Genomic DNA, 13,139 nt, shown 5'->3' with positions numbered 1-13,139 from the left:
CCGCCACCACCACAGAAACAGGAACCACCGCTGCGGTGGTGGGGTGGGAATACGACGCCGGTGGGCGGCTGCTCCGCGAAACCACCCCCACCGGGACGCGTACCTTTGAGTACGACGCCGCAGGCCAGCTCCTCGCGCTCACGGAACCTGATGGGTCCCGGACTGAGTTTGTGTATGACGGGTTGGGCCGCCGGGTCAGGGTGATCGGGGCGGACGGGTCCTGGACCGAATACGCCTGGGGCCCCACCGGGTACCTCGCCGGCACGGTCGAAAAGGACCCGGACGGGGCCGAACGAAACCGGCACCGGCTCCACGTCGACGCGCTCGGTGAACTCGCCACCGTGGACGGGACACCGTTGTGGTGGGACACCGCAGCACCCGTGCCGACCCTCGCCGGTGTCAACACAACCCAGGTGTTGTCCCTGCCCGGCGGGGCCACCGGCATCGGCGACGCCTTCACCGCGCAGGGGTGGCGTGCCGCGCGCCCCACGGACCAGCACGATCCCTGGGCCGTCCTCGGCACCCCCACCACCCCCAACCCGGGCAGCCCCACACCAACCAGTACAGGGGTTGGGTTCGGTGGTGTGTTGCCTGCCGGTATCGGCCTGACCGCTGGTGGCGGGATCGACATCGCCGGGCTCGAATGGCTCGGCAAACGCGCTTACGACCCGGCTACCCGGGGCTTCCTCTCCACCGACCCCCTCGCCCCCGTCCTGGGCGCGGGCTGGGACGGCAACCCCTACTCCTACGCCGGAAACAACCCCCTCAACACTTCTGACCCCACCGGCCTGAAACCCCTCACCGATGCCGACCTGAAAGCCTACGACGGCTCCTCCCGCGGCGCCCTCGCCGCAGCGGGGGACTGGCTCGGAGACAACTGGGAATACGTCGTCGGCGGTGCCGCTGTGGTGGGCGGGGCCGTGTTGATGTTCGTCCCCGGCGGACAACTCGCGGGCATGGGATTGATGAGCTTCGGCGCCGACGTCGTCATCCAAAAAGCAACCACCGGCCAAGTGGACTGGGGCCAAGCCATTGGGAACGGCGTTATGGGTGTAGCGGGCGGTGGCGCGGGAATGTTCGTTGCTAAGTCTGCTTCTCTCGTTGTTGGAAGAGTGGTGGCAGGCCAGGCTGCGCGAAGTATGGCTTCAAATGTTGCGACTTCGACGTTGACTCGTGCCACAGGCAATGCCGCTGTCATTGCACGGAGGTTCGGCGCTAATTTGTTGAAAGACATGGTCGGCAGTGGTGCGGCAGGAGGTGTAGCCGGAACCGTAGATTATGTCCGTGAACGCGTTCAAAAAGGTGGCCCCTGGACAGCCCAAGGATTGCTGGGTAGCGCGGCTGGAGGTGCCTCCACAGGTGTCATCAGCGGGGCACTGAGCCCTGCGGCTGGGCACGCCGCTAACAAGGGCCTCCAGTTTGGTTCGACATTGGGCATCAATATCGGGGCTGGATTCGCGGGAGAAGCTGTGAAGAGTGGCGTGAATGGTGAAGCCTTCGACCCGATTAAGTCCGGGGTGTCGTCCGTCATGGCGGGCGCAGGGACTTCCACTTTGTCCGCAATTCGTGGCAAAATTCCACAGGGCTACGGGGATCTTATCGGACCCAGCGCACCTTCCCCGGTTGAATACTTTACCAAGAGCACCGTGATGACCGAGACTGCTAATGCACTGATAGGAAGCGGTGCAAATTTTTACACCGACGAAATGTGGACGAAGTAAATGAAGAATGAAAGCGACAAAAAGGCAATCCCCAGCAAACGAGTCGCTCCGGAATGGTATTACTGGACCGGGGTCGTTATACCGGGAATTCTCATGCTGGTTCTGTGCGTCAATAGGACTGAAGAGTTTGGAATATCCGTGTGGATTGCTAACATTATTGTCCTTATTGCTAGCGCCCTTGGCATTGGATTTGTAACGTATAGGAAATCCAACTTCGCCGCCACGCTGTCCTTCGGTGCCACCATCATCTTAGGCAGCTTAGCCTTCGCTGCTCTTTCTAATGTTATCCCGGCGATTGGCTTGACGGGTGGTGCGCTGTGGACGGGCTGTCCTCTCGGTCTATTGGTTGGACTGACGCTGACCGCCGGAGAAGAGCGTTAATGCTCAGTTGGTGACGGTATTTGTGTTCAGGGTCCCAGATGGCTTGAGCTGCCAAAAAGGAGGGTCGGCGGGGAGGTCTAGTGGAAGGAAGCATTCGATTGGAGAAAAAGACGAGTAGCTACCTGGACGTCATGTGTCTATTTGGCGTCTTGGTGAGCCTTGGTATTACTACATTTGTTTTCATGAATGCTCCGTTGAGTGCCGAAGTAGCCTATCACGGCGGATCAATTCCTGCAGTGTTACTTCTACTCCTGTCCGCACTGGGTATACTCCTGTTCTGGATTTCTGAACGGTTATTGGGGACCCATCCTACTCGTGGCCAGGCGCGTACGCTGGTTTTTATTTCGGGCCCAGCTACCATTCTGGTGTGTATTTCCTTCCAGGCATTTCTAGCCGTGATCGTGCTGGATGAGAGTGGATATTTTAGGTGAGTAGCACACTGCCGCTCATCAGTTTTGAGGCTCGGAAGGCTTGCCTTGGCGACTGACGCGATGCTGGGATAGCTCGAGTCACAGCGTGCCTAACCGGTGCACCTGGGCAGTTCCGGAGATGCGTGAGGTTTCCTCTTCTGATCAGTGGTTATTCGTTCTGCTCATTCAAGTTATCTTTTACGGAAGAGATTATCGGGCGCAGAACGTTTGCGTTCGGAAGATAGTTGTTTGTTGGTTTCTATAGATATTTCTGGGAAGGACATGAAGACAGATGGATATGAAGACTGTTGATCCTGCAGGCGGAGGCGTTGCGGAGGTCAAAGGTTCGGGTGAGCTGGCTGGTCCTCTATATGGAGCGTCGTTTGGTAAGTCGGTGAAGCGATTCTTTGCCAAGTATGCGAAGTTCGCTGGTCGCGCCTCGCGGAGTGAGTTCTGGTGGAGTCAGCTTTTCGTTTTCCTGGTGATGGTGGTCCCATACCTCGTGATGACTGTCGGGTTCGTGGCCAGTACTGCCTGGGCTCAACAGAACCCTAATGTGCAATCCATGGGTTTCGATCCGGCCACCGGTAAAGAAGTGTTCTATGAGGCCGCTCCTGGTATCGTGAATGCCCCGGCTGGAAGCCTCATGGTGGTAGGTTTCATTCTCGTCGTTGTTCTGGGGCTGGCCATTGTGGTGCCTCAGCTGTCGTTGCTTTGGCGGCGTTTGCATGATGCAAATCTTGCGGGTCCGCTTGCGTTCGTTGGGCTTGTTCCGATGGTCGGCGGACTGGCTGTTTTGATTCTGGCGCTTATGCCGTCCAAGGAGGAAGGTCGGCGCTTCGACCCCCGCTGACGGGCGACGGCAGTTCGCTGGGTTACACTGGCGATCGCTCGACGGAACCTTTCGTCAATTCATTGCTTGCAGCTATTAAGTACTAGTTCCAGCATGCTTACTGGGCTCATCACTGCGTGAACGGCGCCAGACCGATGCGTTCCGGTGCAATTTGCGGAACAGCCAGATGCACTTAATCCAGCACCATCCAGTGGCATCGGTGTGACAAGGAGACGATGTCCAATAGAAATAGACCTTCTGAAGGCAAGGCTCCCAGGCGGAAGTTTCAGAGGCTCTGGAAGGTAGCAGGAGTCCTCATCCTCCTCGGGGGTATCTTCGTTCTCCTCATTCCAGTATGGGACTCCATTGCCGTAGAAAGTATCCGATGCGAGGTGGTTTCGACTGAGCCGCGTACGAGTTCAGGCGGATCGAGGGGGTCAGCATCTACTGCCGGTGTTTTAGTGCAGACTTCTAATTGCGGAAGCATTTCGGTGTCCCAAGGAGTAACTTTCCAAAATAAAGAGAAGATTGCGTCGTCTTTCATGAAAGGCAGCGTGTTCGAGTTCGATCTGGGTTGGTTCTCTCGTGTCGTCATGAAGGATTTGAGGAACGAGATTCCGTCAGCGCACGACTACCGCTTGGCGGGATAACTTCGGGTTCACTGCTGCAGCACAGAATAGGGAAAGAAGCGATGACCAGAGGCAACACTCCGGATCATCCTTCCGGCCGACCAAAATTGAAGTGGTTTTGGAAGTGGCCTGGTATCGCACTTCTGGCATTTACCGCATTTTACGTGATGATGCCAGCACTTGATTCCATCGCTGTGGAGAGTCTGCGATGCAAAATAGTCTCCGCGAACGCTGAATCCAGCTCAGGAGGGACCCGAGGATCGGCCTCCACTGCTGGCGTTCTCATCGAGACATCCAACTGCGGAAAAATCCATATATCCCGTGGGGTGACTTTCGATTCACAAGTTGCGGTCGCGTCATCGTTTAGCGTGGGTAGTGAATACGATTTCGATCTCGGCTGGTTTTCGCGGGTTGTGACTAGAGACCTGAGAAAGGGTATCCCTACTGCACGGGAGTACAGATTAGTACGGTAATGCCTGCCCAACTTGTCCGGAGGTGATCACACCTGACGATGGCAAGCGTTCGAAGCGCGTGCGGCAGCCAACAGAAGGGCCCCGTGACCTGAGTTACGGGGTCTTTTTGAGCCCTTGACGGGTGATCAGGCGAGCGTGGTCTCTGTAGGAGGTACTTGTCTGAGACGCGGTCCGTCTGGATTCGCCCGTGGCGGCTTTGCCGTCCGGTTTCCCGCTCCAGTACCGACACCCGTCGTCATGTTTGCTCCAGTCGCACGCAAGAGCGCCCTCGGATGGTGGAAGCCCTGTTCTCTCTGATAGAGGAAAAGGCCCCGCCTCCCTTGTAAACAAAGGGAAGCAGGGCCTTTCTTATTGGCGGTGACGGTGGGATTTGAACCCACGTTGGCTTTTACACCAAACAACATTTCGAGTGTTGCACCTTCGGCCGCTCGGACACGTCACCAACTGAAATAGGCTACCCGAGATTGGCCCGGTTCCCCAAAACGAGCCCCTCTGGACCCTGCCCAATAAGCAGGTGGCGCACCCTTCAATCCACGCCAACTTCCGTCCACAGCTCCGCACCGATAGATTCGTAAGCATCATGACGATTTCTCAGGAACACGAACGGAAACAAGAGCACGAAGCCCACGCCTACTGGGTCACTGAGACGGGCGATGGTGAGCTGCGCCCGGAAGACCTGCCAGCAAGGCAAGAAGGAGAAGCCCTCGTCAGGACCCTGTACTCAGGCGTCAGCCGAGGCACGGAGCGCGTGGTCCACGAAGGCCGCGTCCCGGAACGCGTCGCAGATCTGATGCAGGCCCCAAATCAGGAAGGCGACTTCCCAGGCCCGGTCAAGTACGGCTACCTGAGCGTCGGGGTAGTGGAACAAGGACCAGATGAATGGCAGGGAAAGACTGTGTTCAGCCTTCATCCGCACCAGGACTTCTTTATCCTCCCCACCAGCCAGCTCACGGCAATCCCCGAGGACGTCCCGGCCAAACGCGCCGTTCTCACTGGCATCGTCGAAGTCGCCATCAACGCCCTCTGGGAAGCCGGACCGCGGCTGGGTGACCGGGTCGCCGTCGTCGGTGGTGGTTTGGTGGGTGGCGTCCTGACGACGCTCCTGCGGAAGTATCCGCTCGGCCGGCTGCAACTCGTTGACGCGGACCCGGAGAAGCGCAACCTCGCCGAAAAGCTCAGCATCGAATTCGCCGAACCAGAGGATGCAAAAAACGACAACGACATCGTTTTCCACTGCTCCGCCTCCAACGAAGGCCTCAAGCTGAGCCTGCAACTGGCCGGCGACGACTCCGACGTCATCGAGCTCTCCTGGTTCGCCGACAAGGAAGTTACCCTTCCACTCGGCGAAGACTTCCACGCCCGCCGGTTGAACATCCGCTCCAGCCAGGTCGGCGCAGTCGCCCTTCCGCGACGGCACCGGCGAACGAATGCCCAGCGCCTGCAGGAAGCGGCGAACCAGTTGAAAGACCCACTGTTCGACACGTTCCTGACCAGCGAATGCCAGTTCCAGAACCTGCCCACCACACTTGTTAAATTGTTCGAACGGCCCGGCGGTTTCTGCCACGTGGTCGCCTATCCCACCCCGGAGGATTAGTACATGTTCAGCCTGACCGTCCGACGCCACTTCATGATCGCCCACAGCCTTCCCCGCGAAGCGTTCGGCCCGGCCCAAGGCCTCCATGGTGCAACGTTTGTGGCCGAAGTCAGTTTCCGCCGCCCGGATCTCAATGACGACGCAATCGTTCTGGACATTGGCGCCGCGGGCGGCATCCTTGAGGAAATCCTGGAGGACCTGAACTACAAGAACCTCGATGAGCACCCGGCATTCAAGGGCAAGCTCTCCACCACGGAGGCCCTCGCCAAGCACATTGCCGACGCCATGGCCACCCGGATCCAGGACACCGCCGACGGACCGGCGCTTAGCGGCATCGACGTCGTCCTCCGCGAAAACCCCGACGCGTGGGCTGGCTACTCGCTGGAGCTTCCGGTGAAGTAAGTGCACATCCGCTTCATGGTCCCGGGGAACGTCCGGCACGGCTCCGGCGGGAACAAGTACAACGCCAAGCTCGCCGAGCATCTGACCGCCTTGGGCGCGGACGTCGAGACTGTAATCGTCGACGGCGATTGGCCGGTTGGGAGCCCGGCAGACCGGCAGCGGTTCGCGGAAGCGCTCGACGGCGGCACAACAGTGATTGCCGACGGCTTGGTGGCGAGCGGGGCACCGGATGAAATCGCCGGCGCCGCAGGCAAAGGAACCAAGGTTTGGATCCTGTCCCACATGGCGTTGGCGGACCACCATGACCTTGAGGCCAAGGCGCTGGCTGCCGCCACGGGGATCATCTGCCCGAGCGCCCACTCCGCGGTGGTACTGCAAGCCAGGCATGGGATGCGGGACGTTGTGGTGGCCAGGCCGGGCGCAGAGCCAGGGGAGGTCAGCCAAGGCTCAGAGCCCAAGCACATCGTGGCCGTCGCCGCGTTGTTCCCCAACAAGAGCCAAACCGCAATTGTGTACGCGCTGAGCGCTGTCCAGGACCTGCCCTGGACAGCAGCCCTGGTCGGTTCCCTGGACGCAGACCCGATGTACGCAGCTGAGGTGACGGCCGCCGTCGAGCATTACATGCTGCAGGACCGCATCAGTGTCACCGGCGAGTTGACGGGTGAGGCGTTCGAAGACCAGTGGCACAAAGCCGACCTCAGCATCCTCCTGTCCCGCTCGGAGAGCTTTGGCATGGTGGTGACGGAATCGTTGGCCCACGGCGTCCCGATGATTGTCCGGCAGGGGACCGGTGCAGTCGAGGCCCTCGGCGACACAAGAGCGGGTGCGGCCCTGGACGTCGCCACCGGAGACGAACCAGCCCACACACTTCGGAATTGGCTCACCAACCCGGAGTTGCAACAGCGCTGGCGCAACAACGCCCTCCAAGCCCGCCAGCATCTACAAGGCTGGGACACCACTGCCGCCACTGTCCTCAGCGCGCTGGGGACTAAACCACAAAGTTTGCTGTAGCACTGGTCGAGCAGGCAGAGGGATCGAACGGCGGATCCCACTCCAACTTGGCGGTCGTCTTCGCAAGGGGCGTGGTGGAGCCCGTGAGGTAGACCGTTACTTCCATGGTTTTTGTTCCGGCGGCGATCCATAGGGGGTTGTCGGCCACAGCGGCGTGGCGCTCGGTGTCAGAGTCCGGCGTGTACACACATGCTTCCTGCCCCGGACAGTTGACGGTGTACTCCAAGGTTTCCCACGACGCGCCAAGCCGGGAAAAATCGATACTCACGTCAGTGCGCCGAAGCATCGAATCGCATGCCTGTTGTCCGCATGCCGTCATAGTTCCGGCGACCACCACAGCAGCAAGACAAAAAGCTCCCCACGACTTTTCGAGCACGAGCCAGTCTAAGCTCAACCGTCGGCCGCGCGGGCAAAACGGTCAGAGTCAGCCCGAACCGTACGGCCGCGTGATCGCCTCAAGGAAATGCCCATCGGGGTCGCAGAAGTAGATTCCACGGCCGCCGTCGTTGTGGTTGATCTGGTTTGCTCGGGAACGGGCAGGGTCCGCCCAATAGGGAATGTGCTCCGCGGTGATTCGCAGGAAGATCTGGTCGAATTCCTCTTCGCTCACCAGAAAGGCGTAGTGCTGCGGGGCGATGGCACCGCTCGCCTCAAGGAAGTCCAACGTGACACCGTTGTCCAACGCCACCGTGACGAAGGACCACATGGGTTGCGGCTTCGGAAGGCCGAAGATACGGACGAGGAACTCCGCGGAACGGTGCTTGTCCGTGGCGTAAACGATGGTGTGGTTGAAACTGACAGGCATGGCTTGCTCCCGAAATGTTCGGCTACGTCAGGCGGGTGGGCGGTGCTCCGGTGCCGGCAGCCGGTGAGAGGCGAAGAACTCCTTGAGCAGGGCCGCGCATTCTTCCTCCCGCACGCCCACGTAGACCTCCACCCAGTGATTGAGACGGCGCTCGCGGAGGATGTCGAACACGGAACCCACCGCTCCCGCCTTCTCGTCCCACGCGCCAAACACGACGCGGGGGATCCTGGCCAGGACGATGGCCCCGGCGCACATGGCACACGGCTCAAGGGTTACCACCAGGGTGCAGTCCTCAAGCCGCCAGCCGTCTCCGTCGGTGCCCATGTCCCGGGCACGTTGGCGCAACGCCGAGGCCGCCTGACGGATGGCGACCACCTCCGCGTGGGCGGTCGGGTCCCCATGCGCTTCCCGCTCGTTGCGTCCGGAACCCAGCACGCCGCCGTCGGGCCCCAACACCACGGCGCCGATCGGTACGTCGTCCGTTTTCAGCGCCAACCGGGCCTCGTCCAGGGCAAGGCCCATCCAGGCCATGTGGTCTGCGTGATACGGCTCGGTGGCGCTCATGTCTCAATGATAGTTTTGGGGGATGCGCACACTCGTCGTGGACCACCCGCTGGTCGCCCACAAGCTCACCGTTCTGCGGGATAAGAACACCCCTTCACCGGTCTTCCGGCAACTCACTGAAGAACTCGTCACCCTCCTGGCCTACGAAGCCACCCGCGAGGTCAAGACGCAGCCAGTGGAGATCGAGACCCCTGTCACCAAGACCATCGGCACGGCTTTCACCAAGCCCACGCCGCTGGTGGTTCCCATCCTGCGCGCAGGCCTCGGCATGCTCGAGGGCATGACCAAGCTGGTCCCCACCGCCGAGGTGGGCTTCCTGGGCATGGCCCGCGACGAAGAAACCTTGGACATCATCACCTACGCCGAGCGCCTCCCCGAGGACCTCACCGGCCGCCAGATCTTTGTCCTGGACCCCATGCTTGCTACCGGCGGCACCCTGCGCGAGGCCATCAAGTTCCTCTTCAAGCGCGGCGCCTCTGACGTCACGTGCATCTGCCTGCTTGCCGCTCCCGAGGGTCTGGCCAAGCTGGAAGAGGAACTCGCGGACGCCAATGTGAAGGTTGTCCTCGCCTCGATTGACGAGAAACTCAACGAGAAGTCGTACATCGTGCCCGGCCTGGGCGACGCCGGCGACCGCCTCTACGGCGTGGCCGGCTAAAGGGAGACCCCTACCGGTTTCCGGCGCGCCCCGTTAGCCTGTGGCGCATGGACTGGAAACTTGAACTGGTATTTGTCCCTGTCTCCGACGTCGATCGCGCGAAGGACTTCTACGTCAACAAGGTTGGTTTCAACGCCGATTTCGATGAGCGTCCCATGGACGGCATCCGCTTCGTGCAACTGACACCTCCGGGTTCGGCGTGTTCCATCGCCATCGGTGAAGGTCTCACCGACGCCCCTCCGGGTTCTGCGCCCAACCTGCAAGTGGTGGTGGCGGACATCAACAAGGCCCACGAGCACCTCAAGGCCAACGGCGTGGAGGTCAGCGACGTCGACGTCCAGGACTGGGGTCACTTCGTTTACTTCGCTGACCCTGACGGCAACCAGTGGGCGGTGCAATACCTTCCGCAGCGGCCGAACGGCTAAGTCACACTTCAGCACCACCCCATGAGCGTGCGGCAGGATGGAACCATGAGCCATCCTGCCGCACCCGTGCTGACCGTCCGCGCCGTCCTCTTCGACATGGACGGCACGCTGGTGGACTCGACGGCGGTGGTCGAGCAGGTCTGGCTTGAATTCGCCGAGCGCTACGGCCTGGACTACAACGAAATACTCCGCACCTCCCACGGCGTCCAAGCCGGCGATACCGTGCGCCGCTATGCGCCCCCCGGCGCTGATTTCGAAGCTTTGACCGCTGAACTTGGCGAGATGGAACGCTCCCGGACCGATGGTGTGATCGCGCTTCCCGGTGCCGAAGCCCTGCTGGCCGGCCTTCCCGATGATGCCATCGCCTTGGTCACCTCAGCAGACCGCATCCTTGCTGATATCCGCATGCAGGCGGCCGGGCTCACCATGCCGTCCACCGCCGTCACCGCGGAGTCCGTCACCCGGGGCAAGCCGCACCCGGAGGGCTACCTCGAGGCGGCCGCCCTGCTGGGAGTCGACCCGGCCGACGTCGTGGTCTTCGAAGATGCGCCCGCCGGTATCGCTGCGGCGCGCGCAGCCGGAATGCGGACCGTGGTGGTGGGCAAGGCCGCTGCCAGTCACAATGCGGAGCTGGAGCCGGGCATGTGGCGGATTCCGGACTACTCGGCCGTGACGGTCACCGCAATGAAGGACGACGACGGCGGGCATCTCATCACGCTGACTCTCTAGTAACGCAGCTGGTACCGCCGGGTTAAAGTCTGTTCCACGCGGTAAACCCGGCGTAGGCTGTGCGCATGTCTGCGATGCCGGAGGCGTACGGTGCGGCACTGGAGCGGGCCATGGTCCACGCCGGTGACTGGCTTGCGTCGGTCCCAACACGTCCAGTCCGCCCGTCCTCCGATGCCGATCAGGTAGCCAAGAGCATCCTGTCGCGACTGCCGGATGAAGCCACCGATGCCGCCGAGGTAGTTGATGAGCTTGCGGCGCTGGCTGAGCCGGGCCTCATGGCAATCCAGTCCGGACGGTTCTTTGGGTGGGTCATGGGCGGAACCCTGCCCGCGGCCATGGCCGCAGACTGGCTTGTTTCGGCGTGGGACCAGAACACCGGGCTTCGATTCGCCACACCGGCGGCAGCCGCGGTCGAGGAATCGGCCGCCGCCTGGCTGCTGGACCTTCTCCACCTTCCTGCAAGTGCCGACGTCGGATTCACCACCGGTGCCACCACCGCCAATTTCGTAGGGCTGGCGGCCGGGCGCCAATACTTGATGGACGAGGCAGGCTGGGACCTGGAGGCTCTTGGGCTGACCGGCGCCCCGCGCATCACCACCTTTGCAGGCCGGGAGCGCCACGCCGCAGTGGATTTGGCGTTGCGGTATCTCGGCTTGGGGGCGTGCGTCCCTGTAGACGCCGACGACGAAGGACGAATTTTCCCCGACGCGCTTGCCGAGGCCATGGATCAGCAGCCCGGACCGTCGCTGGTCTGCCTTCAAGCGGGCAACCTGCATTCCGGCGCCTTTGATCCCATGGAGGAAGCCATAGCCGTGGCCCACGATCGCGGAGCCTGGGTGCACGTGGATGGCGCTTTTGGTTTATGGGCCGCTGTCAGCCCGACGCTGCGGGCCCGCCTGGCCGGAGTGGAAGAAGCAGATTCCTGGGCCACGGATGCCCATAAGACCCTGAACGTTCCTTACGACTGTGGCTTGGCAATCGTCGCGAGGCCGGAAGCCTTGAGGCGTGCTTTCAGTGTTCACACGAGTTACCTCATTGCCACGGATGCCGGTCCGGGAGATCCTTTCGAGAAAGTGCCTGAGATGTCCCGCCGTGCCAGGGGCATCCCTGTGTGGGCGGCGCTGAGGCAACTGGGCCGTAACGGGGTGATCTCCATGGTGGAGCGGCTCGCTGCAAACGCCCGCGCGTTGGCCGAGGGGCTCGCCGCGATCCCGGGCGTCGAGGTGCTCAACGACGTCGTGTTCACGCAGGTATCGGTGAGCTTCGGCAGTGATGACCGCACACACCGTGTCACGCAACGGCTGATGGCCGAGGGCGCGGTGTGGATGTCCGGGTCCTCGTGGCGTGGCCGTGAAATCCTCAGGATCTCAGTGAGCAACTGGACCACGGATGCCGGAGATGTTGCGGCGTCCATTGCCGCCGTGAGGGGTGCGGTGGACGCCGAACCGGAGTCCTAGCCCACGACGTGGGCCGCGTGGAGGACGACGAACACTACGGCCGCGGACAACGCGGCCCAACCAGCCAAATGCAGAAGCGGTCCCAGACGCGCCGCCGCCGTTCCCGACGCCGGTGTCCGGCCGATCTCCCTGCGCACCTCCTTGTAAGGAACACGCCCGCTGCCAAGGTCGCGAGCCAAGCGCACCAGGCCGCGCAGGTCGGCAAGCGCGGTGCGTACGACGTCGACACTCGAGGTGGGATCGTCCGTCCAGTCGACGGGTACTTCATGAACGCGCAAACCACACCGTTCGGCGATCACCAGGAGTTCGGTGTCGAAGAACCAGCCATCGTCCTTGGCATAGGGAAGGATCCTGTGCGCGACGTCGGCGCGGACGGCCTTGAATCCGCACTGGGCATCGGAAAAGCGTGCCCCCAGAACCGCGTGCAGCAGGAAGTTGTAGCTTCGGGAGATGAATCCGCGCTGGGGACTGCGGGCCGCCTGTGAGCTCCGTGCCAGCCGCGTGCCGACCGCTAGATCCGAATGGCCCGAGAGCAGAGGTGCAATGAGGGGAGCGAGGGCCGACAAGTCCGTGGAAAGATCTGCTTCCATATAGGCGAGCACGGGTGACGGCGAGACCTGCCAGATATGGCGGAGTGCGTTTCCGCGACCCCTTTGCTGGAATCGAACCACCGTCAGTTCAGGCAGTTCGCGGGCCAAGCGCTCGGCGATCCTCAGGGTGTTGTCCGTGCTGCAGTTGTCCGCCACCGTGATCCGGAAGGTGTGCGGAAATGAATCTGCAAGGTGCCCGTAGAGCCTGCGCAGGTTCTGTTCCAGGCGGGCTTCCTCGTTGAACACGGGAAGGGTGACGTCCAGCACAGGAACGGCAGCGCGGGTGTCAATGGGGGAGCGTCGGGCTTGTGGCCCTGCTTGGGCGCCCTGCTGTGTGGTGCTTAACGCCGCGCCACCGAAGCGCGCCGAATGGAAGCGTCGTGGTGGAGCGCTGGCGGTTGGATCGGTGAGCGTCATGTTTCCAGAATGGGCCCGCCGATTAGGAGGGTTTTAGGTGG

The 13,139-nt window shown here is 61.7% G+C and carries 15 protein-coding genes and 1 tRNA gene; 11 read left to right on the top strand and 5 right to left on the bottom strand.

All coding sequences use genetic code 11. The features are described from left to right. The 4 genes from ACIQLI_RS21385 to ACIQLI_RS21370 form a co-directional block, all read left to right on the top strand. Positions 1-1,721: RHS repeat-associated core domain-containing protein (locus ACIQLI_RS21385; protein WP_400392211.1), on the top strand; the 1,721-nt coding region annotated here is incomplete at its 5' end. Further along, a complete protein-coding gene (locus tag ACIQLI_RS21380) occupies positions 1,722-2,102 on the top strand; it encodes a hypothetical protein (RefSeq protein ID WP_400392208.1) in 381 nt (126 codons plus the stop codon). Positions 2,103-2,182: 80 nt separating this feature from the next. Next, positions 2,183-2,533: a hypothetical protein gene (locus ACIQLI_RS21375; RefSeq protein WP_400392205.1), complete on the top strand. Its 351-nt coding sequence runs from the start codon at positions 2,183-2,185 to the stop codon at positions 2,531-2,533. Positions 2,534-2,810: 277 nt separating this feature from the next. Continuing rightward, positions 2,811-3,365, top strand: a complete 555-nt coding sequence (locus tag ACIQLI_RS21370; RefSeq protein ID WP_400392202.1) for a DUF805 domain-containing protein — start codon at positions 2,811-2,813, stop codon at positions 3,363-3,365. A gap of 1,433 nt (positions 3,366-4,798) precedes the next feature. Here the strand turns inward: ACIQLI_RS21370 and ACIQLI_RS21365 are convergent. Further along, a tRNA-Ser gene (locus ACIQLI_RS21365) sits at positions 4,799-4,888 on the bottom strand. A 138-nt stretch (positions 4,889-5,026) separates the two neighbouring features. Here ACIQLI_RS21365 and ACIQLI_RS21360 point away from each other — a divergent pair. From ACIQLI_RS21360 to ACIQLI_RS21350, 3 genes are read left to right on the top strand one after another with little or no spacing between them, the layout of a single operon-like run. After that, positions 5,027-6,040 (top strand): zinc-binding alcohol dehydrogenase, encoded by a 1,014-nt coding sequence (locus ACIQLI_RS21360; protein ID WP_400392199.1) that lies wholly within the window; start codon positions 5,027-5,029, stop codon positions 6,038-6,040. 3 nt (positions 6,041-6,043) lie between these two features. Beyond that, positions 6,044-6,442, top strand: a complete 399-nt coding sequence (locus tag ACIQLI_RS21355; protein WP_026547653.1) for a 6-carboxytetrahydropterin synthase — start codon at positions 6,044-6,046, stop codon at positions 6,440-6,442. Continuing rightward, positions 6,443-7,453 carry a glycosyltransferase family 4 protein gene (locus tag ACIQLI_RS21350; protein ID WP_400392196.1) on the top strand — a complete coding sequence of 337 codons (1,011 nt, stop codon included), beginning with the start codon at positions 6,443-6,445 and terminating at the stop codon, positions 7,451-7,453. Here ACIQLI_RS21350 and ACIQLI_RS21345 read toward each other — a convergent pair. The 3 genes from ACIQLI_RS21345 to ACIQLI_RS21335 form a co-directional block, all read right to left on the bottom strand. After that, entirely contained in the window at positions 7,431-7,721 is a 291-nt protein-coding gene (locus ACIQLI_RS21345) for a hypothetical protein (protein ID WP_261611438.1), read from the bottom strand. The two genes, ACIQLI_RS21350 and ACIQLI_RS21345, sit on opposite strands and share 23 nt — an antisense overlap. 156 nt (positions 7,722-7,877) lie before the next feature. Continuing rightward, a complete protein-coding gene (locus tag ACIQLI_RS21340) occupies positions 7,878-8,258 on the bottom strand; it encodes a VOC family protein (RefSeq protein ID WP_400392192.1) in 381 nt (126 codons plus the stop codon). 27 nt (positions 8,259-8,285) lie between these two features. Then, positions 8,286-8,822 (bottom strand): nucleoside deaminase, encoded by a 537-nt coding sequence (locus ACIQLI_RS21335; protein WP_400392189.1) that lies wholly within the window; start codon positions 8,820-8,822, stop codon positions 8,286-8,288. Between the two features lie 22 nt (positions 8,823-8,844). On the opposite strand from ACIQLI_RS21335, the gene upp reads away from it, so the two are divergent. The 4 genes from upp (at position 8,845) to ACIQLI_RS21315 (ending at position 12,091) form a co-directional block, all read left to right on the top strand. After that, entirely contained in the window at positions 8,845-9,480 is a 636-nt protein-coding gene (gene upp, locus ACIQLI_RS21330) for a uracil phosphoribosyltransferase (RefSeq protein ID WP_090825061.1), read from the top strand. 47 nt (positions 9,481-9,527) lie between these two features. Beyond that, a complete protein-coding gene (locus tag ACIQLI_RS21325) occupies positions 9,528-9,905 on the top strand; it encodes a glyoxalase superfamily protein (protein ID WP_089593728.1) in 378 nt (125 codons plus the stop codon). 45 nt (positions 9,906-9,950) lie between these two features. Continuing rightward, on the top strand, positions 9,951-10,634 hold the full coding sequence (locus ACIQLI_RS21320) for an HAD-IA family hydrolase (protein WP_400392186.1): 684 nt from the start codon (positions 9,951-9,953) through the stop codon (positions 10,632-10,634). A 65-nt stretch (positions 10,635-10,699) separates the two neighbouring features. Continuing rightward, positions 10,700-12,091 (top strand): pyridoxal phosphate-dependent decarboxylase family protein, encoded by a 1,392-nt coding sequence (locus ACIQLI_RS21315; protein ID WP_400392183.1) that lies wholly within the window; start codon positions 10,700-10,702, stop codon positions 12,089-12,091. Here the strand turns inward: ACIQLI_RS21315 and ACIQLI_RS21310 are convergent. Then, positions 12,088-13,098 (bottom strand): dolichyl-phosphate beta-glucosyltransferase, encoded by a 1,011-nt coding sequence (locus ACIQLI_RS21310; RefSeq protein ID WP_400392180.1) that lies wholly within the window; start codon positions 13,096-13,098, stop codon positions 12,088-12,090. The two genes, ACIQLI_RS21315 and ACIQLI_RS21310, sit on opposite strands and share 4 nt — an antisense overlap. Positions 13,099-13,139 lie beyond the last annotated feature (41 nt).

It is taken from the genome of Paenarthrobacter sp. NPDC091669, from assembly GCF_044756725.1.
Classification (GTDB): domain Bacteria; phylum Actinomycetota; class Actinomycetes; order Actinomycetales; family Micrococcaceae; genus Arthrobacter; species Arthrobacter bambusae_C.
Note: the sequence above shows the minus strand (reverse complement) of the source record. Positions and strands in the feature narration are given on the sequence as shown.